21 protein-coding genes and 1 tRNA gene are annotated in these 25310 nt (G+C 42.1%); 17 read left to right on the plus strand and 5 right to left on the minus strand.

All coding sequences use genetic code 11. The features are described from left to right. Positions 1-86: 86 nt before the first annotated feature. Positions 87-656: a hypothetical protein gene (locus tag JMW64_RS03170; RefSeq protein ID WP_201553135.1), complete on the plus strand. Its 570-nt coding sequence runs from the start codon at positions 87-89 to the stop codon at positions 654-656. 96 nt (positions 657-752) lie between these two features. Here JMW64_RS03170 and metH read toward each other — a convergent pair whose 3' ends face one another. Next, positions 753-4541, minus strand: coding sequence for a methionine synthase (metH, locus tag JMW64_RS03175; RefSeq protein WP_201553154.1), 3789 nt, complete (start codon positions 4539-4541; stop codon positions 753-755). 567 nt (positions 4542-5108) lie between these two features. Here metH and JMW64_RS03180 point away from each other — a divergent pair. The 3 genes from JMW64_RS03180 to JMW64_RS03190 all read left to right on the plus strand — a co-directional run bounded on the left by JMW64_RS03180 (position 5109) and on the right by JMW64_RS03190 (position 7759). Next, positions 5109-5663 (plus strand): fasciclin domain-containing protein, encoded by a 555-nt coding sequence (locus tag JMW64_RS03180; protein WP_201553171.1) that lies wholly within the window; start codon positions 5109-5111, stop codon positions 5661-5663. Between the two features lie 356 nt (positions 5664-6019). Beyond that, a complete protein-coding gene (locus JMW64_RS03185; protein ID WP_201553174.1) occupies positions 6020-6970 on the plus strand; it encodes a fasciclin domain-containing protein in 951 nt (316 codons plus the stop codon). 183 nt (positions 6971-7153) lie between these two features. Continuing rightward, positions 7154-7759, plus strand: coding sequence for a fasciclin domain-containing protein (locus JMW64_RS03190; protein WP_055125212.1), 606 nt, complete (start codon positions 7154-7156; stop codon positions 7757-7759). Between the two features lie 357 nt (positions 7760-8116). On the opposite strand, the gene JMW64_RS03195 is transcribed toward JMW64_RS03190, so the two are convergent. Next, positions 8117-9664 carry an alanine/glycine:cation symporter family protein gene (locus tag JMW64_RS03195; RefSeq protein ID WP_055125213.1) on the minus strand — a complete coding sequence of 516 codons (1548 nt, stop codon included), beginning with the start codon at positions 9662-9664 and terminating at the stop codon, positions 8117-8119. Between the two features lie 1199 nt (positions 9665-10863). Between JMW64_RS03195 and JMW64_RS03200 the strand changes: the two genes are divergently transcribed. From JMW64_RS03200 to JMW64_RS03215, 4 genes are all read left to right on the plus strand, one after another. Further along, positions 10864-11496: a LemA family protein gene (locus tag JMW64_RS03200; protein ID WP_045456163.1), complete on the plus strand. Its 633-nt coding sequence runs from the start codon at positions 10864-10866 to the stop codon at positions 11494-11496. A gap of 262 nt (positions 11497-11758) precedes the next feature. Continuing rightward, positions 11759-12922, plus strand: coding sequence for a TPM domain-containing protein (locus JMW64_RS03205; protein WP_201553193.1), 1164 nt, complete (start codon positions 11759-11761; stop codon positions 12920-12922). 74 nt (positions 12923-12996) lie between these two features. Continuing rightward, complete coding sequence (locus JMW64_RS03210; RefSeq protein ID WP_045456157.1) at positions 12997-13521, plus strand: TPM domain-containing protein; 525 nt, start codon at positions 12997-12999, stop codon at positions 13519-13521. Positions 13522-13758: 237 nt separating this feature from the next. Continuing rightward, positions 13759-14757, plus strand: coding sequence for an adenosine deaminase (locus JMW64_RS03215; RefSeq protein ID WP_201553196.1), 999 nt, complete (start codon positions 13759-13761; stop codon positions 14755-14757). Positions 14758-14885: 128 nt separating this feature from the next. On the opposite strand, the gene JMW64_RS03220 is transcribed toward JMW64_RS03215, so the two are convergent. After that, positions 14886-15686: an NAD-dependent deacylase gene (locus JMW64_RS03220; protein ID WP_201553199.1), complete on the minus strand. Its 801-nt coding sequence runs from the start codon at positions 15684-15686 to the stop codon at positions 14886-14888. Between the two features lie 35 nt (positions 15687-15721). On the opposite strand from JMW64_RS03220, the gene JMW64_RS03225 reads away from it, so the two are divergent. Continuing rightward, positions 15722-16090 (plus strand): hypothetical protein, encoded by a 369-nt coding sequence (locus JMW64_RS03225; protein WP_045454568.1) that lies wholly within the window; start codon positions 15722-15724, stop codon positions 16088-16090. Positions 16091-16252: 162 nt separating this feature from the next. Here JMW64_RS03225 and JMW64_RS03230 read toward each other — a convergent pair. Beyond that, positions 16253-16329 (minus strand) — tRNA-Arg (locus JMW64_RS03230). A gap of 358 nt (positions 16330-16687) precedes the next feature. On the opposite strand from JMW64_RS03230, the gene JMW64_RS03235 reads away from it, so the two are divergent. The 8 genes from JMW64_RS03235 (at position 16688) to JMW64_RS03270 (ending at position 23420) form a co-directional block, all read left to right on the plus strand. After that, positions 16688-17320 carry a c-type cytochrome gene (locus JMW64_RS03235; protein ID WP_201540400.1) on the plus strand — a complete coding sequence of 211 codons (633 nt, stop codon included), beginning with the start codon at positions 16688-16690 and terminating at the stop codon, positions 17318-17320. Between the two features lie 232 nt (positions 17321-17552). After that, entirely contained in the window at positions 17553-18515 is a 963-nt protein-coding gene (locus JMW64_RS03240) for an ABC transporter ATP-binding protein (RefSeq protein ID WP_201540399.1), read from the plus strand. A 29-nt stretch (positions 18516-18544) separates the two neighbouring features. Beyond that, positions 18545-19318: an ABC transporter permease gene (locus tag JMW64_RS03245; RefSeq protein ID WP_045446727.1), complete on the plus strand. Its 774-nt coding sequence runs from the start codon at positions 18545-18547 to the stop codon at positions 19316-19318. Between the two features lie 63 nt (positions 19319-19381). After that, positions 19382-20239 (plus strand): hypothetical protein, encoded by an 858-nt coding sequence (locus JMW64_RS03250; RefSeq protein ID WP_201553202.1) that lies wholly within the window; start codon positions 19382-19384, stop codon positions 20237-20239. Beyond that, complete coding sequence (locus JMW64_RS03255) at positions 20240-21106, plus strand: hypothetical protein (protein WP_201553205.1); 867 nt, start codon at positions 20240-20242, stop codon at positions 21104-21106. It begins immediately after the preceding gene. Between the two features lie 27 nt (positions 21107-21133). Further along, entirely contained in the window at positions 21134-21964 is an 831-nt protein-coding gene (locus JMW64_RS03260) for a hypothetical protein (protein WP_201553208.1), read from the plus strand. A 63-nt stretch (positions 21965-22027) separates the two neighbouring features. Next, a complete protein-coding gene (gene queF, locus JMW64_RS03265) occupies positions 22028-22912 on the plus strand; it encodes an NADPH-dependent 7-cyano-7-deazaguanine reductase QueF (protein ID WP_201553221.1) in 885 nt (294 codons plus the stop codon). Between the two features lie 106 nt (positions 22913-23018). Then, positions 23019-23420, plus strand: coding sequence for a lysozyme inhibitor LprI family protein (locus JMW64_RS03270; protein ID WP_201553232.1), 402 nt, complete (start codon positions 23019-23021; stop codon positions 23418-23420). 78 nt (positions 23421-23498) lie between these two features. Here JMW64_RS03270 and JMW64_RS03275 read toward each other — a convergent pair whose 3' ends face one another. Beyond that, a complete protein-coding gene (locus tag JMW64_RS03275) occupies positions 23499-25217 on the minus strand; it encodes a proline--tRNA ligase (RefSeq protein ID WP_201553235.1) in 1719 nt (572 codons plus the stop codon). Positions 25218-25310 lie beyond the last annotated feature (93 nt).

Below are 25310 nucleotides of genomic sequence, written 5' to 3' on the forward strand. Positions count from 1 at the left end.
TTGTTTTAAAACGATTGTATCTTATTTAAAAAGAACTGACTATACTAAGAATAGAAAATATAAAAGATAATAGTCCAAATAACTCAATGTTTTATACAAAACGTAAATTACTTAACAAGATAAAAGATGAAAACGAAGAGCTTTATGCTAAATTTAAGCTTAAGCTTTACCAGTGGTCTGTTGGCGTGGTCAAAGGTGATATTGATGATGTATTGGTAAACATACAGTCTTTTGTCCCAGAGCTATTAGAGTTTTTTGAATGTTCGGTTAATAAGTGTCAGCGATTCATTACAGATGAAGATATTAGAGAGGTTGAAGGTATTGAAATTATAGCGCAATCGAATAGTTATTATGAAGATGGATTTGAAATCGATATTACAAGTGTGCATTCTGCAAAGGGACAAACCCATTGTGCCACTTTATATCTAGAGTCTTACTATCACGGCTATGAAGCTAAAAAGCTTAAAAATTTTTTCCTTGGGGGAGAAATAGATTTAAGTAAGAGTAGGCAGGTTGAGGCATCTAAAATGATGTATGTAGGTTTTTCACGCCCAATGGATTTGCTATGTTTCGCTGTTCATGAAGATAGATTAAATGATTTGAGAGAAAGTCTTGGAAACGACTGGGAAATTATTAATATGTTTAGCGAGAGCTAGAATTAGATATACATATTTGTTATTTTGCTAGTCTATCATTTAAAAAAGCGGGCTTTCAAATAGAAGCCCGCTTTTCTGTTGTTTAATAAAACACTCCTACAAATTCGGATTTAACCACTTCTCAGCAGTCTTCATATCCCAGCCTTTACGCTCAGCATAACTCTCTAACTGATCACAGCTTATTTTGCCGACGTTGAAATACTCACTGTCAGGATGCGAGTAATAGAATCCGCTGACTGATGACGCAGGCCACATTGCATAGCTCTCGGTCAAGGTCGTACCAATAGCATCTACCGTACCCAGCCAATCAAACAATTTGCCTTTTTCGGTATGCTCAGGGCAAGCAGGGTAGCCAGGCGCAGGGCGGATGCCGACGTATTTTTCTTTGATCATCTCGTCATTGGTGAGTGATTCAGTTGGTTGATAGCCCCAGTATTCTTTACGGATTAGCTCGTGCAAATGCTCGGCAAACGCTTCTGCTAAGCGATCAGACAGTGCCTGCACCATAATGGCATTATAGTCATCACCTGCCGCTTTGTACTTTTCAGCCAGTGCTTCTGTACCGACGATAGAGACGGTAAAGCCGCCCAAGTGGTCAGTGTGGGTGTTAGATGGCGAGATAAAGTCCGCCAAGCTAAAGTTAGGCTTGCCACTGGCTTTATCGCTTTGCTGACGTAAGTGTTCGAATTGATATTCTGCTGCGCCGCCTTTAGTAGCATGGTCATAGACAGTAACGGTATCGGCACCAGTACGGCGAGCAGGCATGAGTTTAAACACCCCTTTGGCGACGATTAATTTTTCATCAATCATTTTTTGCATCAGCTCATTGGCATTCTCAAACAGGTCACGTGCCGCTTCGCCCACCACATCGTCTTGCAATATTTTCGGATACTTACCGACCAGTCCCCAAGAGATAAAGAATGGTGTCCAGTCGATATAAGGCAGCAGATTAGTGATTGGATAGTCGTCAAATATCACTTGCCCCAGCTTATTGGGAACTGGTGGCACATAGTTTTCCCAATCATACTGAAAGCCAATTTTGACCGATTCGGCATACGTGACCTTCGCCGCTTTTGGTTGACGCTTAGCAAGGCGTTCCCGTACCTTGACATACTCTTCGCGGGTTTGATCGATAAGCGCTTGACGGTGTTCTTTGGAGAGCAGTTTAGTGACTACACCGACTGAGCGTGAGGCATCTGATACATAGATGACGGCATCATTTTGGTATTGTGGCTCGACTTTAACTGCTGTATGCGCTTTGGAGGTCGTTGCACCGCCAATCATCAAGGGTAGCGTCATGCCGCGCTCTTGCATTTGTTTGGCGACATAGACCATCTCATCGAGACTTGGGGTAATCAGACCTGATAAGCCAATGATATCGACTTCTTCTGCGATAGCGGTATCGAGGATTTTTTCACACGGTACCATGACGCCCAGATCAACGATATCATAGCCGTTACAGCCTAGCACCACGCCGACGATGTTTTTACCGATATCATGGACATCGCCTTTGACAGTTGCCATGAGGATTTTGCCTTTCTTTTCACCCTCGACTTTTTCTGCTTCGATATACGGGTTTAGCCACGCGACGGATTGTTTCATCACTCGCGCAGATTTCACCACTTGTGGTAAGAACATTTTACCGGCACCAAATAAGTCACCGACGATATTCATCCCGTCCATCAATGGCCCTTCGATGACTTCTAGCGGCTTGGGGTATTTCTCCCATGCTTCTTTGGTATCGGCTTCGATAAAGGTGGTGATGCCTTTGACCAGTGCATGGGCGATGCGTTCTTCTACTGTGCCTTCGCGCCAGCTCATATCAACGGTGCTGTCTTTTTTCTTGCCACCGTTTTGGTAGTTTTCAGCCACAGTCATCAGACGTTCGGTGGCATCTTGACCGCTCTCACCTTGGTTGCGGTTGAGCATCACATCTTCGATGGCGTCGCGTGCTTCCTTTGGAATATCATCATACAGCTCAAGCATGGCAGGGTTGACGATACCCATCGTCAGACCGTTTTGAATCGCATGATAAAGGAATACGGAGTTGATGGCTTCACGAATTGGGTTACCACGGAAACTGAACGAGACGTTAGAGACACCACCGGATATCATCGCATTGGGCAAGTTATCGGTAATCCATTTGGTCGCGTTAATAAAGTCGGCACCGTAGTTGTTGTGCTCAGTGATACCAGTGGCAACGGCAAAAATGTTCGGGTCAAAAATAATGTCTTCTGATGGGAAACCAACTTCGTTGACCAACACATCATAGCTGCGTTGACAAATCTGAATCTTACGCTCGTAAGTATCGGCTTGACCGTCTTCATCAAATGCCATGACGATAACGGCGGCACCGTAGCGCATACAAAGCTTGGCACGCTCAACGAATTCGGCATGACCTTCTTTTAATGAGATAGAGTTGACGACGGACTTGCCTTGGATACGCTTAAGACCTTCTTCGATGATGTCCCATTTAGACGAGTCAATCATCAGCGGTACACGGCTGATATCAGGTTCACCAGACACCAAGTTGACGAAATGAATCATCGCTTGCTTGGAGTCGAGCATACCCTCATCCATGTTGATATCGACGATTTGCGCGCCGCCTTCTACCTGATCGCGTGCCACATCGAGCGCTTCGGTGTAGGCTTCGGTTTTAATCAAGCGTAAAAACTTTTTAGAGCCTGTGACGTTGGTACGTTCACCGACGTTGACAAACAAGCTATCAGCATTAATAGTAAATGGCTCAAGCCCCGATAAGCGGCAGGCAGGTGGGATATCTGGAATGATGCGCGGTGGATAATTTGCCACCATTTTAGCGATTTGGCGGATATGCTCAGGCGTCGTACCACAACAGCCACCAACGATGTTTAAAATACCCGCTTTGGCAAAGCCTTCGAGTAGGGCGGCGGTTTGTTCGGCTGTTTCATCATATTCACCAAACTCGTTGGGCAGACCTGCGTTTGGATGCGCGGACACATAGGTATTAGCAATGTTCGACAGTGTTTGAATGTGTGGACGCAGCGCATCGGCGCCTAATGCGCAGTTAAAGCCAACCGATAATGGCTTGGCATGGCGAATTGAGTTATAAAAGGCTTCGGCGGTTTGACCTGATAGCGTTCGACCTGAGGCATCGGTAATGGTGCCCGAAATCATAATTGGTAGCTCAAAACCAATGTCATCAAACACGCCCGTAATGGCAAAGATTGCGGCTTTGGCATTTAGCGTATCAAATATTGTTTCGATGAGGATGAGATCAACACCACCTTCTATCAGGCATAAAGTCGCTTCACGGTAATTTAGTACCAATTCGTCAAAGGTAATGTTACGAAAAGCTGGGTCATTGACGTCCGGTGATAGCGAGCACGTGCGTGAAGTTGGCCCTACAACACCAGCGACAAAACGCGGTTTCTCAGGCGTTTTTGCCGTAAATTCATCCGCCGCTTGACGGGCAATCTTGGCTGCTGTCTTATTCAGCTCAGGCACTAGATACTGCATATCGTAGTCAGCCATCGACAGACGCGTACCGTTAAAGGTATTGGTCTCGATAATATCTGCACCAGCTAGCAGATGATCGTGATGAATGTCTTTAATCATGTGCGGCTGTGTCAGTACCAATAAATCATTGTTACCGCGTACGTCTTGATTGATATCGGCAAAACGCTCACCACGATAATCCGCTTCTTCTAATTTATAGGTCTGAATCTGTGTACCCATCGCCCCATCTAACATCAAGATGCGTGATGCCATCTGTTCAGTGATACGGGCACGTGCCGTCAGCTGTTGTTCTTTATAAGGGAACACAGCCGGTGGCGTTAGAATAAAGTCATCAGCGGATGATGGACTAGAAGTAGGATCAGATTGAGAAGTCATCGTTTGAGTCATAGGAGCGCTGCTTATATCGTCAATGTTATAAAAGGGGAAGTAATAAGAATAAGAATAATAAATAGCGTGCAACATTCATAAAAGGCGTGGGCAAATTCGCATTATTCTAGCATGAAAATCATACCTCACGTGGGACAGTACTTATTCCTCTTTGGCAATATGCTAGACAAAAAATCTGCCTGTTGATTGAGTGAGCATGATGTTCAAAGTTTAGGCCATTAAGCGATTAGGAACAAATGAATATCATTTCGCTTAAAGATTACATAAAGCTTTGTTTCTATAAATGAAAGCACAACGATTGTGCTTAAAAGTCAGACAGAGTTTACACCTGTACTACAAAAAGTTGCGTAAAGAGGAATTGATAAAGCTTGGTTATACGTTAATTTAATTTCAGAAGGATTGGCGTTTCATAAGCAATACTTACTAGTAAATGTTAATAGTTGTATTCAATGACACTTGGCATTTATTACTATTATTAGCGCCAGTATTTGCTATAAGGGAAGACGATCTAATCTGCAAGACAGTTATAGAACAGTCAATAAATACTTAATCATTAAGGATAATGTTATGAAGTTTACTAAAATTGCTACCATCGGTACATTAGCACTCTCAATCGCTGGTTTAAGCGCTTGTAATAATATGATGCCAAGCAAAAGCGCAGCCATGAAAGCACCTATGCACAGTCAATCTATGGCAAAAATGAATGTGGTACAAGTTGCCCAAAGTAATCCTGACTTCTCGCTACTGGTCGAAGCCGTCGTAGCGGCAGATTTGGCGGGTGCTTTGTCTAACCCGAATGCAAACTATACAATATTTGCGCCGACCAATGCCGCATTTGTACAAGTCCTGCAAGAAACAGGCATGAGCAAAGCACAACTATTTACCAACAAGCCACTATTGACTAAGATTTTAGGCTATCACGTGATTAACGGTGCTGCGCCAGTATATGCGAAAGACGTTAAACCGGGCAATATTACTATGTTCAGTAAAGATACTCTGATGGTCACCAATCAGGGCAAATTGATGGATGAAAATGGTCGTACTACCAATATCATAAAAACCGATATTGCTGCTAATAATGGCGTAGTACATGTTATTGATAGAGTATTACTGCCCAAATAAGATTGATCTCAAAATTTCAGTTAAAGAATTATATCCCTATTACTTTGTATGATGAAGCTGGTATGAGTACCAGCTACCGTCTTTGATGACATGATTGTTAAATACACGCTATTTTAATTGCCAACTATTTTAGATGAAGCTTTTCTAAATGAAATTGCTGGTATTTAGAATGTTTGAGATATTTTTTAAGCGTGTCATCATTATTGTTTAACACTACGACAATAAACGACAGTCATCTTTGTTTCTTGTTGAAAGCTTTGATCCTTTAACAATTTCAATCATTCGACTTCAATCATTCGACGGATGCTACTGACAAAGTAGATGGTTCATCTGGACTCATACATAAGGATATACTCATGCTAAAAAGAACCCTATTATCTCTGGCGCTTGCCATGACCATTTTGCCGCTAGCCGCTTGTAATGACGACGACAATGATTTTTCAGTTGTTGTAGAAGCGCCAACACAAAATATTGCAGAAATTGCTGCTGAAAATAAAGATTTAACCATTCTTAACGCTGCGTTAAAGGCATCTGGACTTGATAAAGTTTTGATGTCATCAGAGGACGAATTTACTGTATTTGCACCTACTGATGCTGCATTTGCTGAATTATTGGAAGAGCTCGATGTGACATCAGAAGAGTTATTGGCTGACAAAGAGCTATTAACCATGGTCTTAACTTATCATGTTATTCCCAATATGACAGTCAAAGCTGCTGACATTCCTTATGGCGACAGTATCGAAACAGTCAATGGTCAAGCGTTCTCTATTAGTGATGCCAATGTCATTATGGATGCAAGTGGGGATACCTCTGAAATTATCAAAACAGATGTATTGGCCACTAATGGCGTCATTCACCTCATTGACGACGTATTGCTACCTACTGATAAGTCTATAGTCGATCTAGCCGTTGCCACAGAGGATCTCAGTATCCTCAAAGAAGCGGTAGTAGCAGCAGGATTGGCTGATGCCCTCGCTGATGAAGACGCTGACTTTACCGTCTTTGCACCAAACAATGCCGCTTTTGCTAAATTATTAGCTGAACTTGATATAAGTAAAGAACAGCTATTACAAGATAAGCCGCTGTTGACGAAAGTGCTCACCTATCATGTGATTGAAGACGACCGCGTCTTTGCCTCTGAAATTATGGCAGGCAGTCAAGAGATGCTGGAAGGCAGCAGCATCACATTTGACGATAAAAAACAAATTACCGATGGGAGAAATCGTACCTCTAATATCGTGACCGCGAATATACAAGCGAACAATGGAGTTGTACACGTGATCGATACAGTGTTGCTACCTAAGTAAGCATTAATCCGAAATTAATCAGTTAAAATTATAGTTATTGGTATAGCAGAGGCGACATTATTACTATTGTTTAGTTGCTATCATTTGCAACAGATAAGTGGTTCGCTGTTATATACATTAACTGGGTTAAGTTATTTGTCAAACAAGTCACTTAACAGACCATCCCTTTATAAGGAAATACTTATGTTGAAGAAAAACTTACTTTCTATTGCTGTCGTTACAGCTGCCATGTCGTTAGCCGCTTGTAATGATAAAGAAGCAGCTACTGATCCTGTTGAGCCTGAAGTGACTACTGAAGAAGTGGTTGTAGAGCCCGTTGCCGAAGTTGAGCCAATGACTGAAGCTGATCCAATGGCCGATACTGCTGCAACGCAAAGCATTGCTGAAATCGCAGCTGGCAACGAAAATCTAACGATTCTAACGGCTGCATTACAAGCTGCTGGCTTAGATACAATGATGATGGATGCTGGGACTTATACGGTATTTGCACCAACTGATGATGCATTTGCTCCTGTGTTAGAGAAGCTAGGCGTTACTAAAGAAGAGCTATTAGCCGATACAGATCTACTGAAAAAAGTACTTCCGTATCACGTAGTACCTATGGTCGTTATGGCAGCTGACATTCCTTATGGTACTGATGTTGCTACTGTAAATGGTGCTACTATCAATATTAGTGATGCTAATGTTATCACTGATGCGACTGGTAACACGGCTAATATTACTGGTACAGATATCATGGCAACGAACGGTGTGGTTCACACTATCGATGCAGTATTGATGCCTGAGTAAGTTGGTTCTATAGTCTCTTTATTTATGATTAATTAATTATTTAAATAATAACGTCGAAGAAGCCTAGCTATTGAGCTGGGCTTTTTGCATTTGGGGGATACCTAATGTTTACCATAGCATTGATATAAGTCAGTTGCATGAAAACGGTTCAATGTAGTGGAGAGTAAGATAAACAGCCTCTCATTGGTTCACACTAATGCAAGTTTAAAGAGTAATGATGACTTATGTAAGATATCTATTGAAGGCTTATGAATGCAAAGGTTTGAAACAAAAAAGCCCGAAACCATTGTTTCGGGCTTTTGTTTTGGAGGTTTGAATAATAATCATGTTAAAGAATAATAGCTACGTTATAGAATATTACTTATGCTCTTTACGTAGTGGATCTGCTGCCATTCTTTGTTGCTCTTTTAGATGACGCTCTTCCCAATAAGGGGCGTTTTTGATGCCGAATTTTGCAGGATCAAAACTGTAGCGCTCAACACCTGCTTTACGCTGTGCTTCATAGTCTTTTAGCATAGTAAGCGTTGGACGAGCCACAATGAAGATGACCAAAATACCAACGATGTTCAACCAAGCCATAAGCCCAACACCAATATCACCAATAGCCCAAATGTAGCCAGCTGAGTTTAGGCCGCCGTAAGCAACCATCACCATGATTAAGATTTTGACTAAGAATAGACCAGTCTTGTTGGCACTGCGACCGACAAAGCGCGTTAGATAAGCAACGTTCACTTCGGCGATGTAGTAGTAAGCCAAGATAGTGGTAAAGGCAAAGAAGAAGACAGCAATAGCGATAAAGGTGTTACCAAAACCACCATAAACAGATTCCATCGCCATTTGCGTGAATGCAGGGGCGTTGATTTCAGTGGTAGCAGCGACATTCTGTACGATGAACTGACCGTCTGGTAATGTTCCTTGAATGTTGTAAGTACCCATGGTTAGGATCATGAAGGCAGTAGCAGAACATACTAATAGGGTATCGACATATACTGAGAATGCCTGAACCAAACCCTGCTGTGATGGATGCTCAACTTCAGCAGCAGCAGCAGCATGAGGACCTGTACCTTGACCTGCTTCATTTGAGTAAATACCACGTTTTACGCCCCAACCAATCGCTGCACCAAAACCTGCTTGAGCAGTAAATGCATCGCTAACGATTAGACCGAATACTTGTGGAATCATATCAAAGTTAGTAAACATGATGATCAGTGCAAGAACGATATAGCCCAATGCCATAAAAGGAACGGCATACTCGGTAAACGTTGCGATACGCTTGATACCACCAAAAATGATAATACCTAATACCACAAGGATAATGGCTAAGGCTACTAGACGCATTGAGCCAACTTCTAAGGCGCCAATGCTCATAACAGACCCTTCGCCCATTACCTGTGCGAAAGCATTGATAACGCCGTTTGCCTGTACACCTGGTAAAAATATACCACAAGCGAGGATAGATGAGATTGCAAAGAGGATGCCATACCATTTTTGGCCAAGTGCGCGCTCAAAATAGTAAGCTGGGCCACCGCGATATTCGCCAGTGATGACATCTTTTTCTTTATAAATCTGTGCGAGCGTAGACTCAACATAAGCAGTAGATGCGCCTAAGAAGGCCACGACCCACATCCAAAATACGGCACCTGGGCCACCGAAGCCGATAGCCGCAGCTACCCCAGCGATGTTACCCATACCCACGCGTCCTGCGAGTGATACGGCAAGTGCCTGAAATGATGAAATACCTTGATCACTAGATTTACCAGTAAAAAGTAACTTGATCATTTCACCGAACAGCCGCACTTGTACGAAGCGCGTCATAATGGAATAAAATAGGCCCGCGCCCAAGCACAGATAGATCAGTGCGGGGCTCCAGATAATTCCGTTTACTAAGTTAACTAAACCTTCCATATGTATATTCCTAGTACTGTCTCAAAGTGGCTCTGTATGCTAGGAGTAAGCTAACTGGTTAACTTACTTATTTAAGTTAAGCAGTTAAATTATCTACATCGACTCATGTATATCCGTTAAGTCTCATACGCGCTTAGCCACTAAGAATGGACTGTAGTTGTCTGTAGTTATCCGCTTGGTTTATCAGTAATATTGACAGTTTGCTTATGCTTATTACCGACGATATGCGTATCAGCATAGTTGCAAGGCGTAAGCTGTCTCAATTACTGCGACATTTATCTTATCACTTCACTTAATATCTGAGATGAATGTTCAGTAGACCGGTGGATAAAACAGGCGGTTATAATATTAAATACTTATCATGCCGATAGCATTCAACTTTTGGTGAGCGGTATCGATTGACTACAGGCTTGGTGTGGCTGATTGAAACGATTAAGCGAATCTCTAATAATTGAGTAATATTTTACATAGAAATCAACAACTCGCTAATACTAATCAAGCCATAAGTCCACTACCAAATGTATTCAAACCGTACGGCTACGTAACTGCAATTTGCCATATTTTTGTCGTAATTACTAGAATTTTCTTTGTACAGAAGCATATATATTCATATTGAGTCAGGCAGATATGACTACAAATAACGATGAAATATCGTATGTTTTGACCGTTGTTAGATGTCGAATCAATAGATAAAGCCACATCGACTACACAAAAATAGAGCGGTTATTCAGCGCTCATCTATCACTCCTCTATACTGGACAAGGTATGCACTAAAGATAACGTCAGTGGTTCGATGATATTTGTGAGGTAGATATTATCAATAATAGGTAATAAAAACGAGCAATAGTAATGGGATAGCAGTGTGGTTTTGCGGTTGTGTTTTGGTAACGGCTAATTGTAAAAATACTGAGATAGCGCCATCATTGTGTAAGATATCTTATCCTATAGTTTTGTTTCGCTGATAAGACGAGAGCATAGGGCGGTATACGATTGCTATCGTACTCATTAATTGCTGTTTTTATGTTTAGTGTGGCTTTAATATAAGTGATGTGCCTTTATTATAAAAAATATACGGCTTCAATATAAATAGACATACATTTGCATGACCTCATGTATCAGATTCAAAATACAAGCTTTAAAAAATTATTAAAAAAGTGTTACTGGCTATTTATTATTTACCATTATTAGGAGAAACAATGATGACGCGTCAATCAATTGTAAAACCCATATTGCTCGCAGCCGTGTTAGCGACGTCTACCGTTGGTCTAAGCGGTTGTGGCTACAACAACCTGCAGGCTCAAGATGAGCAAGTTACCGCATCGTGGTCAGAAGTGGTGAACCAATATCAACGCCGCGCTGATTTGGTACCAAACTTAGTCAAAGTCGTGCAGCAGTACGCTGAGCAAGAACAAGAAGTGTTTACTCAAGTAGCTGAGGCACGCTCTCGTGCTGGTAGCATTACGGTGACGCCAGAGGTACTGAATGATCCAGAAGCGATGGAGCGTTATGCAGCTGCGCAGGAACAGATGACAGGTGCATTATCACGTTTGATGGCTGTCTCTGAACGTTATCCTGAGTTAAAGTCAGATGCTTTGTTCCAAGACTTACAAGCCCAGCTCGAAGGCACTGAAAACCGTATTGCCGTCGCTCGTAACCGTTATATTCAAGAAGTGCAAAGCTATAATACGACGGTGCGCCAGTTCCCAACCAACATTACAGCAAAAGTATTTGGTATGAATGCCAAGCCGAACTTTAGCGTGGCGAATGAAGACGCTATTTCAACCGCACCAAGTGTTGACTTCGGTGATGATAAGTCAGCGACAGCTGAGTAGTGATGATTAAATAGAGATGAAAACAGAGCGGGATTTGCCGCTCTGTTTGTTTACATTTTTATCGTTTAGCTTAGTTAGCCACTAGTTTGCTTAGCCACATTTTTAAAGGTATTGATGGATATGAATGCCTATTAAACTTAATACCAAATCCAAAAAGTACGATTAGCTGTGTCAAATTTGGTTTCTTTGCTATGCTAATTTTTGTGAATGGTATCACGTAGATTCACTCAGTACAGATGTCACTTGAGGTGGTATAGATTAGATGAACAATTCAAAAGCAATCCTATCAGTATTACTGTTCACACTCAGCGTCAGTAGTGCGCCTGTGTTGTATGCTGCGCCTAATGAAGCCATTGATAGCACCTCAGACATGCAAAGTCGTAGTGTTGAGGATTTGGTAGCGATTGCCAAAGCGGGCGAGTCTAATGAAGCGCTCAATGACGCTGTATTGGGTAATGATGCAATCAATGATGCCATTTTAGGTAATGAGGCGATCAACCCTAATGCGGCTAATAATGAGGCAACAGTTGGGTCAACAGCCGAAAATCCTTCTCCTATACAGTCAAATGCACCCAGTGTCGATGCCGATAAGCTCATATTAAATAATCCTGTCGTTGATCAGGCTAATATTCTAAATCCGCAAGAAAAACAGCGTCTAGAGGCGCAGCTTAGAAATATTTATCAGCAAGGTCTTGCGCAAGCAGCGGTGGTTATCGTTCCTACGACCAATGGTGTTCCTATCTTTGACTATGCTCTACAAGTAGCTGAGAAGTGGCAGCTGGGCAATAAAGACATCGATGATGGCTTACTCATGGTAGTCGCCGTCAATGACCGCGATACGTACATTTTGACGGGTTATGGACTAGAGGGTGTCTTACCAGATGCTGCCGTCAATCGTATTATTCGTGAAGATATCACGCCGTTATTTAAGCAAAATAACTATGGCGCTGGAATAATAGCTGGCGTTGACGCACTCAAAACGCGGCTGACTGCTGATCCTGAGGTATTGGCTCGTGCTGATGCGCAAGCAGCCGAGCGTAGTGCACAACAAAGTTCAGACGAGCTACCATCGCCCATATTTTTATTCATTATGGCAATGATATTTGGAAGCTTTATTACCAGTATTTTTGGTCGTGTATTTGGTTCTATTATTACTGCTGGTGGGTTTTTTGCGGGATCGTTAGCCTTAGGTGGTGGTTTTTTTATGACCGTTATTATGGCTATATTCTTATGGCTATTTTTGATTTCACGAGGTGGCGGCGGTGGTGGTAAAGGTGGATCTGGCGGCGGTCGTAGAGGCGGCGGTATGATATTCCTACCTGGTATGGGCGGTGGCGGTGGCTCTGGAGGTGGTGGTTTCGGCGGCGGCGGCTTCGGTGGTGGAGGCGGCGGTTTTGGCGGCGGCGGTGCTGGTGGCTCGTGGTAGACGCTTGGTAGATGCTTAAGTAAAAACAGATACTAAACGACCGTCAGCAATGACGTATTTGAGGAAATAGTAAAATGTCAGAAAACAACGCGTCAAATCCCAGTTTTGCCCGCTGGTGGCGTCAAGTCTTATTTATTCCTATATTGCATAGTAAATGGTTAACAGCAGCAGCCAAAGCACGTTTGACAGACGAGGTGACCCGTGCAGAGCGAGGGCATCGCGGTGAGGTGTTTTTGATTGTAGAAAACCATCTGCCGATTCAAGAGGCGTACTATATTGGCTGTCGCGAACGTGCGATTGAGCTGTTTAGTGAGTATCGAGTTTGGGATACTGAAGAGAATACGGGCGTCTTGGTGTATGTCAATATTTGCGAGCATCAGTTAGAGATCGTAGCTGATCGTGGTATCAGTGCTCATGTCAGCCCCACCGTTTGGCGGGCGATGTGTGATAAGGCTGTGTCAGGTATTGCCAATCAAAAAACCGAAGAAAGCCTGGCTGAATTGTTAGATGAAGTTGGGCAAGTGCTGCGTCAGTATTATCATTTGGAGCAGGATCCAGCGGGTAACGAGTTGTCTGATACTGTGGTGTTTTTGAAGTAACGTTGATGAGGCAGTCTGATGGCTTGTTATTTTGCTAGCATCATGTTCTTTTATAGGGTTTCGGCATCAATTACAATATAATAGCGCCTCTAGAAATCGAGGGTGACTGATATATTGCTCAAGCGTATATACAGACTTTGCATTTATAAAGGCACTTCTCAAAAGCACTTCTCAAAAGCACTTCTCAAAAGCACTTCTCAAAAGTACTCTACTACAAAAAGCCGTCACTGGAATCCTATGATTGATTTAATAAAGAAATTACCAAAAGCTGAGCTGCATTTACATATTGAAGGCTCACTAGAACCTGAGCTGATGTTTAGATTGGCCAAAAAGAACCAGATAGAGATTCCCTATAAAAACATAGAAGATGTGCGCAACGCCTACAACTTCACCAACTTGCAAACCTTTTTAGATATCTACTATGCAGGCGCAAATGTCCTGATCACTAAAGATGATTTTTATGATTTAACGTGGGAATATATACTTAAGTGTGTTGAAGACAACGTCATTCACACAGAGATATTTTTTGACCCGCAGACGCATACTGAACGAGGCATACCTTTTGAAGTGGTGATAACAGGTATCAAAGAAGCGCTTGCAGATGCCAAAGAAAAATATGGTATCACCTCTTGTATTATCATGTGTTTCCTAAGGCATTTATCACAAGAAGAAGCGTTTGAGACCTTAGAGCAAGCACTGGTATTCAAAGATGACATCATCGGTGTCGGTCTTGATTCATCAGAGCTGGGCAATCCACCATCGAAATTCAAAGATGTCTTCAAAAAAGCTAAAGAAGCAGGTTTTAAGCTGGTCGCCCATGCTGGTGAAGAGGCAGATTTTTCGTACATTTACGAAGCACTGGACTTATTAAATATCAATAGAATTGATCATGGTGTGCAATCGATAACAAGCCCAGAATTGATGCAAAGACTGAAAGATGAGCAAATGCCGCTGACCGTTTGCCCGAACTCAAATATTGAGCTGAAAGTCTTTGATCATTACAAAGAACACAATATCAAAGAGCTATTAGATTATGGTCTAAATATCACCATAAACTCAGACGACCCAGCCTATTTCAAAGGTTATATGAATCAGAACTTTATAAATATATGCGAAAATTTACCGCTAACAGAAGATGATGTTGTTACTTTGGTAAAGAACTCCTTTAATGCCTCATTTATTAGTGATGAATTAAAAGCAGCATATTTGGCGAAAGTTGATCTGGTACTAAAGTAAATCAACTATGATTAGATTTTAGTACCCGAGGCTTAACGGTTGATATCAATCGTTAAGCCTTTTCTTTTTTACACGGTATGCTTTTTAGGTTCAAGCGACTTAGGTGCAAGTAACTTAGGTTCAGGCGACTAGAGCGCAGTGATTTTCTGGATTAATAACGGCATAATCACACCAGCTTTTTCTGCTAAGGTGATATCCACAATAGTATTCGGCGTTGGATTGGGATTTATCTCAATAATTTTGGCACCATTTTGCTTCGCTAACTGTGCGAGTCCAGCGGCAGGATAGACGAGACTGGAGGTGCCAATACTGATAAATACCTCGCAGTTCGCCGCCGCATCTTCTGCCGTTTGCCATGCTTGTACTGGTAATGCTTCGCCAAACCAAACGATATCTGGTCTGATATAGCCATCGCAATGGCGACAGGTCATCAGTGTGTCATCAAAATTGATTGTATCCTCGCTATGATACGAACCCCTCGATTGACTTTGGCAGACTGTTTCGCATTGACTACAGCGGTTATGCCACAGATTGCCATGCAAATGAGTTACCGTACTGCCAGCTTGCTCATGTAAATCATCAACATTTTGAGTGATAAGTGTTAATGATTGATTGGACGACTGAGTATGGTATTGCCACTGCGCTAGGGCAAAATGTGCAGGATTCGGTTTTTTATCTGCGACCAATTGCCTGCGCCATTGATACCATGACCACACCAGTTTTGGATCACGAGTGAACGCCTCAGGTGTCGCCAATTCTTCCACACCATAGTTTTCCCACAAGCCTGTTTGCTTATCTCGGAAAGTTGGAATGCCACTTTCTGCTGAAATCCCTGCACCCGTTAAGATGCAAATATGCTGTTTGGATGTCAATAATTTAGCAGCAAGTTCTACTTCTGCTATTAACGCTGGTGATAATTCTGCTAACATGAGCCAACCCTTGCTAATAATGGATATCTCTTCTAATGATAGATGGAATTTGGTGGCTTGTCATATTGTTTGCTGTTATTGCCGCTTTATGGTTGTTGGCAAAGTCACGCGGCGTAAAAGTGGGTGAGACAATTCATAATAAATCGTCTAAAAGCGTGAAAAAACCTATTAATGACGATTTGCAAAAAACATCCGTGCTGATCAAACAGTATTTTCCTGATTATCGAGTCACACGCAAGACCAATCATTTATTGCTCAGTAAACAAGATAAAAAAATTGCAATGATTACGATGGATAAGAAAATTGCTTCAGGTCAGCGCCTGTTGGGTAACGTGCCCGTGATTAATTATCATCGTGTGCCTAACCGTGCCCAGCTAGCGGCTAATTTGCAGCAAGCAGAATAGGCGAGTGTTATAAGCAAAATGCCTATCATATAAGAGAACTGTTTATCAATAGACGAGCACGCACGGCGAAATCCGCAAATATTTTGAGCGCGGGGTTGATGTATATTTGAGATTTAGGGTGCTACTAGGGAAGGATGAAACAAATATTATAAATACGATGATTGGTGCGCTCGGCGGGAATCGAACCCACGACCCTCGGCTTCGGAGACCGATACTCTATCCAACTGAGCTACGAGCGCATAATAACAATGGCGTACGGTATTATCAACATCATGCCTAAACGAGCGTTATGAGCAGTAAAGATGTCGAAAAATAAAGACCGCTTAGTCTAACAAATAAAATCCATAAAGCCAATGAATGAAGACAGTGATTGATGTTTTTTAAGAAAAAACAGGATAGTCATTAAACAGGCATGGCAATCTACCTGCCTTTTCCCTTATAATGACAGGGAGAATTCATATTTATAATCACCGATTACAAGTGTGCTAGTACGCGGGATGGCTGTTTGCTATTGATAACTATTTGGTTGTCAAAGGAGGACAAGCAGAATGTCTGAGCCGTATGAGCCTTTGTATATGTAATAAGAGAACGTGACGAATGAGAAAAGTAGTTATGTTATCGGCAGCTGCCATTCTAGGAATCGCTAGTATCGCGGTGAGCCAAGCTGAAAGTGTTGTAGACACTCCTGTAACTGTTTCTGATGTAGCAGCGGCGCAGGAAGTGGTAGCAAATGCGCCTGAGCAGTTGGGTGATGATACCCAAGCTGCTGCAGATACGACTGATGGCGATGCACCTGCCGCAGAAACTGCCGCTGCCGCACCTGCGGTTGATGAAGAGCCTATTCCGCAAGATACGCCGCAAGTGCAAAAGCTGATTGCTTTGTATCCTAACTTAATTGCTCGCATTCAGCCAGTTGCTAAAGTGTGCTTTGAAGACGATGAAGTTTGTGATGTGACGGCACGTGCCGCTGGCCCATCAGCTGGTGATGGTCCTCGTGATGGCAAAGCAGTATACAATGCTGTATGTCAGACTTGTCATGCGGCAGGTCTACTTGGCTCACCAATCTTAGGTGACGCTGGTGCATGGGGACCACGTATCTCCAAAGGTAAAGAAACATTATATACTCATGCTATCAATGGTTTTAACGCCATGCCTGCTAAAGGTGGCGCTGATATCCCTGATGAAGAAGTTCAAAACGCTGTCGATTATATGGTTGGTGAAGCAAGCTAATAGTATTGAATATCTGGCTAAGCCTTTTACCCTATATATCAGTGGAGCGCCTATTTCATTAAATGAGATAGGCGCTTTTTTAATGATGAGTATTATCAATACGGTACTTCTAAGGCATTACAGTTGAAATTCATCGACACTAGCCTCACTTTATGACACTACACAGTATCTTCTGTCTGTTTATATTCTAAAAACATTTTTACATAAATTTATAACCAATAAAGAGGTTTTCATGTCTGAGGTACCAGCACTTGCTATCCAGAATTTATCCAAAACCTATAGCAATGGGTTTTCGGCACTCAAAGATGTCAGTTTAACCGTCCCGCAAGGAGGTTTTTTTGCGTTGCTGGGGCCAAATGGTGCTGGTAAATCAACCATGATTGGTATTATTAGCTCGCTTTTTAAACCAACCACTGGCAGCGTAAAGATCTTTGGCACCGACTTACTAGAGAATCCGTCTGTCGCTAAACAGTATCTTGGTATCGTCCCACAAGAGTTTAATTTTAATATGTTCGAAAAAGTCGAAGATATTTTGATTACACAGGCCGGTTACTTTGGCATTCCTGCCAAAGAAGCACGCCCACGGGCAAAACGATTATTAATGGCGCTAGGTCTATGGGACAAGCGCAATAGCAAGTCACGTGAGCTATCAGGTGGTATGAAGCGCCGGTTGATGATTGCAAGGGCGCTGATTCATAAGCCAAAATTATTGATTTTGGATGAGCCAACCGCTGGGGTAGATATCGAGTTACGCCGCTCTATGTGGGAGTTTATGCAGCAGATTAATATCGAAGAAAACACCACGATTATTCTGACGACTCATTATCTTGAAGAAGCGGAGCAGCTGTGCAAACGCATTGCGATTTTGGATCATGGTGAGATTCGTATTAATACTGAGATGAAGGACTTGCTAGCGCAGCTATCGGTTGAGACCTTTGTGTTTGATTTGGAGACACCGCTTACGCGTCAATTGGTTTTGGCAGGAGTGACAGACACATCGCAGCCTGATGATCAGACGCTTGAAGTCACACTGACTGAAGGCGAATCGTTGAATGGTGTTTTTGACCAGTTATCTGAGCAAGGTATCACGGTAGCCAGTATGCGTAATAAAGCCAATCGACTAGAAGAGCTATTTATGCGCTTAGTAGACAAAAATATCCAAAGTGCAGACAGCATGAAGGAGGCAGGATTGTGAGTCAAGAAATGATAGATCCTAATAAAACTATGTCATGGAATAAAAAGTGGATTGCTTTTCGCACCATTTTGTTAAAAGAGGTTCGCCGAATTCTGCGTATTTGGCCACAGACCTTGCTGCCACCAGTGATTACGATGAGTCTCTATTTTGTCATCTTCGGTAAGATGATTGGCTCGCGTGTCGGTGAAATGGGCGGCGTACCATACATGCAGTTTATCGTGCCTGGCCTCATTATGATGTCGATTATTACCAACAGTTACTCCAATGTGGTATCAAGCTTCTTTAGTGCTAAGTTCACCTCCAGTATCGAGGAGCTATTGGTCTCTCCCGTATCCAAACATGCGATTTTGATGGGCTATATTAGTGGGGGTATCTTTCGTGGACTGGCCATTGGTATCATCGTTTCGATAGTCGCACTATTTTTTACCGACCTTGGCATTGAACATTTATTTGTGACGGTATTTACGGTACTGGGTACGTCTATCTTATTTTCACTTGGTGGCTTTATCAACGCCGTGTTTGCTCGCTCATTTGATGATATTTCTATCATTCCAAGTTTTGTGCTTACGCCATTGACTTATCTAGGTGGTGTGTTTTACTCGATGGAAAACTTGTCACCATTTTGGCAAAATATCTCACTATTAAATCCTATCGTTTATATGGTGAACTCATTCCGTTACGGTATTCTTGGTTATTCTGATGTGAATGTCTGGTATTCAATGGCGGCTATTTTTGTCTTCTGTGCGGTATTCTATACCATCGCTTATCGTTTACTCAGTAATGGCTCACGTGTGCGCTTGTAGATTAGTTTGTAAAATGTAGCTTGTCACCTTATTATAAGAGTCCAACATTGTTGGGCTTTTTTTATGAAAATTTTTTTTGTCAGAAGTATGAGTAAGGCTTTTACAGCCACTTTATTGAGTACAATCACGAGCATTGCCATCGCAGCGCCACTTGCGGCAATGGATGATTATGATTGGGTCGTCATGGAGACGCCTGTAGATCCTGCAACGTATAAGTATGATTGCCATAATGACTACAAATATGAAACTTATGATGCGCTACAAAACTGTCTGTATAACTTGAGGGAAGATGCAGATAATGCGCTTAGTAAGCAATGGAATATCAGCGATAAAGTCTTTAGAGAGAGAAATGCCATTTATATCAAAGTCGCTAATCGGAAAAATCCACTAGTATTTGTTGACTACTCGAGCCCTTATGAGGAGGATTTCAATCCTTATTATTCGCTACAAGACTACAATAAATCACGGAAATTACTGACAATACATCAAAGATTTTATGAAGGAGAGAGCTTGACGGTAGTTAATTTGATTACTGGGTTTTGGCAAGATTTTAGTCTCAGAAAGCTAAGTATCTCTCCTGATATGAGATATATAGTCGGTTTTGAAAGTGAAATGGGAGCGACGGAACACGTCAATATTTTGGAGCGACAAGATAGCGGTTACTATGAAGGCTACTATAAACAAGTCTATAGCAGTAGTGACGATTCAAAAAACTACGACAATCATAAAAAGTTTTATCAAGCAGATAAAGCACAGCAGGTTTATGATAGCGAAATCTTTACTTGGGTAAATGATGATAAGTTTTATGCAGATTCTTTTTATAAGTTGAATGAAGCGGATTCAGCGGCTTTTAGAGTACGATATACCTTTATTAAAAATGCCTCAACGGATAAGTGGCAACTGTATGAAGGTAGTAGGTAAATGATCGCTATCTCTCATTGTATAAAGACGGTGTTGACTGTCGCAGGACTATTTATATTGACCACAATAGCATCCTTAGATGCACAGGCAGCGCCTTTAGCTTTAGAGCCATCGACAAATGAAGAGGTATGGATAAAAGTCCCTGCGCCTGTAGCGATAGACTGGTATGAAGACAGCTGTCGATACGATCATACTGAATATCGAACGTTTAAAGATTATGAAAACTGTATCTTTAAATCGTTAGGGCAAGTTGATAATTCGCAAAGCCGAAAGTGGGGCTTAAGTGACAGAGTCGTTCGAGAAAAAGACACTATTTATATCAGCATACCGAATCAAAAGCAGCCATTAGTATTTAAGGATTATCTTAAACCGTTTGAAGAGGAACATAGCGCTCACTATGAATTGCAGTACTACGATAAATCGCATAATTTATTACAGTTACTACATACGATGTATGAGACTCAAGCGACTGTCATTGTCGATTTAAACACGGGGCGCTGGCAAGAGCTATATGCGACCAATCTTAAGTTTTCTGACGATATGACTCAAGTGGTAGGGTTTAATGGTAGGCAAGGTATGACCAAGGATATCACGATATGGGAGCGTCAAAAAGCTGATAATGACGGATGCTATGCAACGATATTTGCTAGTAATGAATTATATGAACAAGATTATGATGATAAAAAGCATGAGGTATATGAAGCGAGAGATATCAGTTGGACAAGCAATAATAAAGTTAACGTTAATTTTTATTACAGAGTTAATCCCACTGACACGGTAGCGTTTCGCGTGCGCTATATTTATGCGGCTGACAATAAAGAAGGTAAATGGCAGAGAGTTTTACCTGATGCTAATACCAACGATTAAAAAATAATAAAAAGGTCTAGCTCTCATATGCAAATAACTCTATCAGTAGCCACTGAAATTCGCATCTGTATGACGAGTGCAATACTGCTAATGCTGTCAATGCCAGCACAAGCAGACCTGCCCCAAGCGACGACGGATGACTATGTTTGGAAAGTACTAGACCCAGCCAGAAAATCAGATTACTTTGATAATGAGTGTGAATACGACAGTTTGGTCTCTTATAGGAAATGCCTTGAGATAAGCTTAGAGAAACATGATAACAAGCTTAGCGAAAAGTGGGGATTGGGCAACCGTGTTTCGAGAGAAAAAGATACGATATATATCAAAGTACCCAATCGAAGCTTACCGTTGGTTTTTCGTGATGAGATGTTTGCTCCTGACGGCCAATCTCACTCTTATTTTTCACTATATGATTATGACGAAAAGAGACAACTGCTGTACTTGTTGAGAAGTTTTCCCGAAATAGAAAGTACTGTACTTATTAATCTCAAAACTGGATTTAGTCAAGAATTTGATGGTATCGATTTAAGTGTGTCACCCAACAAAGAACGTATTATTACAGTAGAGCGTTATATAGATGAAGAAAATATTACGATTTGGCAAAAGCAGAAGGAGGGCGACTATCAGATTGTTTACGAGAGTGACCCCAGCGAATTAAAAGCGCATTTGGCATTTTACCAAAATCGAGAACAAAAACATGATTTTGAAGATGTTGATATTGAATGGCAAGGTAAGAATAGTGTTTTAATCGATTTTTATTATCTTATCAATGAAACAGATGATGTCGGCTATCGAGTACGTTTTAGCTTGGTCAAAAATGCTAGTTCATCGGACTGGCAAATGATTCCCATAAAATAGCCCATTGCTGTAAAATGACTGGTTTTTATTTCATTATATTTAAGCATGAAAGGTAAGTAACTTATGAGTATTCACGGTATCTTGGGTGAGCAAACCACTGACTATCCAACCGAGTATAGTCCAGAGACCTTGTATCCTATCGCCCGTAGTATGGGTCGCGATGTCATTGGCTGGCAAGACGATAATTTAATGGTTGGCATCGATTGGTGGCAGGCATTTGAGATGTCTTGGTTAAATCAACAGGGTATCTCGCAGGTTGCGATAGCACGTTTTGGTATTCCAGCCAGCTCGCCATTTATCGTTGAGTCAAAGTCACTTAAGCTCTATCTAAACAGTATCAACTTTACTGAGTTTGCTAGTTGGGATGCCGTGCAAACGCTAATTACCAAAGATTTATCAGCATGCGTTCAAGCAGAAGTACAAGTTGAGTTGTTTGGCTTAAATGACGACCTGCATAATAAGGCATCAGGATTATTGGTGGCTCAACCTGAGGGTGTTTGTATTGATGACGCGCTTGCTAATAGTAGCGAAAAAGTCGCATTGTGCGAGCATCCTGACGCGTCATTGCTAAGTAGTGATAAAGATTTAAACAGTAGCTCTATTTTAGAGAATACTGGCACTGAGCCTTATATTTTCTATTCTAATTTACTACGCAGTAATTGTCCGGTGACCAATCAGCCAGATTGGGGGACGTTGGCGGTTTTGATGACCAGTAATAAAACAGTCGATGAGGCCGGAATGCTGCGTTATATCTTAAGTTTTCGTCAGCATAATGGTTTTCATGAGCAATGTGTGGAGCAAATATTTGCTGATTTGAGTCAATACTATGAGCCAAGTGAGCTGATGGTTCGCGCTTGGTATACACGCCGAGGCGGTATCGATATCAACCCTTGCCGTGTGAGTGATATAACCTTGCTACCTAAACCAAGTCGTTTGATTCGCCAGTAAATGAATGTTCACTACCATGTTTAATAATGAAGATTTTTAGCTTTCATAGATGAGCGTTCTTTCTTATACTCAATAAACCTTATTTTATGAATATTGAGATGCAGTTATGAAGTTAAAAACCGGATTTTTAACCGCTCTAGGGACTGCTATTTTGTCTCTTTCTGCCTTGCAGTTGGCACAGGCTGCATTTGTGGAAAATCAATATAACTGTGAAGACGCTTATATGGAAGTGGCTTATGATTGTGGTAACGATGCGATTGTAGTCGAAAAAAATCGCCTTAATAAAATCTATATGAGCGTTTATCGTACTTTGAATAAGGCGCAGCAGCAGCAGTTGGATAAAGAACAGCGTATATGGTTAAAGGATCGCAGCGATAAGTGTGACTTTGAATATGACGGTCTAATGAATAATTCTGTGGTGTACGCCCAGATTAGCGCTAATGTTTGCACCGCTAATGAGACACAGAAACGCAGTAAGGCTCTGAGTAAGAAGTATAATATCAAGTAGTTTATGTTAGCAATAAAAAAGCGCCTATCTCATTTCATGAGATAGGCGCTTTTTATGGCACAGTTTTAACGAGTAAAACTATTTGCCGCTTACTTTTGCAATGACTTCTTCACGGCTGAGCATTTGCTTTTCTGCTTCACGGCGATTGACGTATTCGTACTGGCCTTCAGCCAAGTTGCGGTCAGAAACCACGATGCGATGTGGAATACCAATCAATTCCAGATCAGCAAACTTAACACCTGGACGCTCGTTACGATCATCAAGAAGCACATTGATGCCTTGAGCCTTTAGCTCTTCGTACAGTGCCGTCGCTGTCTGCATGACGGTCTCTTCTTTTGACTTCATCGGTATGATAGCGACTTCAAAAGGAGCGATTGAATCATTAACCGTTGGCGTCTGTGGCCACATGATACCGTTTTCGTCGTTGTTCTGTTCGATAGCAGCGGCAATGATACGGCTCACACCAATACCGTAGCAACCCATCATTAGGGTCACAGGCTTACCATCTTCACCAGATACGGTAGCATTTAACGCTTGCGAGTACTTATCACCCAACTGGAAGATATGACCGACCTCGATACCACGTTTGATTTTTAAGCTGCCTTTACCATCAGGAGAAGGGTCGCCTTCCTGCACATTGCGTACATCAACGACACGTGTAATGCTCGCATCACGCGCCCAGTTCATACCAGTGGTGTGTTTATTGACTTCATTGGCACCGCATACAAAGTCTGACAAAGTTGCTGCCGAACGATCAACAAAGACAGGCATATCCAAATTAACGCCAATATAGCCTTTGTGCAGACCAGCAGCTTTCAGTTCTTCATCAGAAGCCATTGTCAGCGGCACATTGGCCTCTTCGATTTTCTCGGCTTTGATCGTATTTAGCTGATGATCACCGCGTAATACGATAGCAATAAGCTGTGGCTCATCATTTTCGGTATGACCATGGACGATTAACGTTTTGACCGTCGTTTCTAATGGTAAGCCTAAATGTTCAGCAACCATTTTACAGCTGGTCATATTTTCCGTCAGGACGTCTTCGCGTTCCATTTTCGGTGGCTGACGCTCAGCGGTGCTCACTGATTCGGCAAGCTCAACGTTGGCCGCATAATCAGAAGAATCAGAGAAGGCAATATCATCTTCGCCGCTGTCTGCCAATACATGAAATTCGTGTGAAGCAAAACCACCAATAGAACCAGTATCCGCTTGTACTGCACGGAAATCTAAGCCCAAACGGGTAAAGATACGCGTATAAGCGTCATACATGTCATGGTAAGTTTTTGCCAACGATGCTTGATCAACGTGGAACGAATAAGCATCTTTCATGGTAAATTCGCGTGCGCGCATCACACCAAAACGTGGACGAATCTCATCACGGAATTTGTTCTGAATTTGGAAAAAGGTGATTGGTAATTGTTTATAACTACGCAGCTCGCCTTGCGCCAGATTGGTGATGACTTCTTCATGTGTCGGACCCAATACAAAGTCGCGATCATGACGGTCTTTGAAGCGCAACAGCTCAGGACCGTAATCGTTAAAGCGTCCGGTCGTTTGCCAAAGCTCGGCGGGTTGGGTCATTGGCATCAGCACTTCTTGTGCACCAACTTCTTGCATCTCTTCACGAACAATGCGTTCGACTTTTTGCAAGATGCGTAGCCCCATGGGCAACCAAATATATAACCCAGAAGCAATTTTACGAATAAGACCGGCACGCACCATCAATTGGCTTGAGGCGATATCGGCATCACTTGGGGTTTCTTTTAGAGTGGCAAATAAAAATTGACTGGCTTTCATAAATAAAGCGTAACCTTATCAACGATAAAATAAATAAGAAATAGTAGGATATTGAGCGTGTGCTTTGATGGCCGACGCAAGCTTACCTTTGTA

This window comes from Psychrobacter immobilis (assembly GCF_904846065.1).
Lineage (GTDB): Bacteria > Pseudomonadota > Gammaproteobacteria > Pseudomonadales > Moraxellaceae > Psychrobacter > Psychrobacter immobilis_H.